This is a genomic window from Massilia sp. CFBP 13721, from assembly GCF_014842025.1.
Lineage (GTDB): Bacteria > Pseudomonadota > Gammaproteobacteria > Burkholderiales > Burkholderiaceae_D > Telluria.
This window is the reverse complement of sequence record NZ_JACYUY010000070.1, coordinates 1-499: the sequence shown is the minus strand read 5'-3', so window position 1 is coordinate 499 and position 499 is coordinate 1. Positions and strand designations below refer to the sequence as shown.

General features: G+C 54.9%; 1 protein-coding gene. It reads left to right on the top strand.

Annotation, left to right across the window (positions count from 1 at the left end):
- A partial coding sequence (locus IFT60_RS27210; protein ID WP_192057028.1) for an IS3 family transposase occupies positions 1–499 on the top strand: 499 nt, incomplete at both ends.

The following is a 499-nucleotide window of genomic DNA, read 5'->3' as shown; positions in this document are numbered from 1 at the left end:
AGTATCCAGTTGTTGGTCTGCTCAAGCTCGTTGGCCTGGCACGCAGCACCTATTACTACCAGGTCAGCGTTCTGGAAGCCGAGGATAAAGACGCCGAATTGAAGGCGATAATCAAGGCCGAGTTCGAGCGCCACAAGGGGCGTTACGGCTACCGTCGCATAACGGCTGCGCTGCGCCAGCTGGGCAAACACGTCAATCACAAAGCCGTCCAGCGCCTCATGGGGGAGCTGAAACTCAAATCGCTGGTCAGGCCAAAGAAATACAAGTCGTACAAAGGCGAGGTAGGCCAGGCAGCGCCGAACGAGTTAAATCGCCAGTTCGAAGCGAATGCGGCAAACAAGAAGTGGGTGACGGACGTGACCGAATTTAACATCGCTGGCGAGAAGCTGTATCTGTCGCCCGTGCTTGACCTGTATAACGGCGAAATCATCGCCTTCGAAATGAACAGGCGCCCTGAATTCAAGCTCGTCACTGGCATGCTTGCCAAGGCATTCTCCAA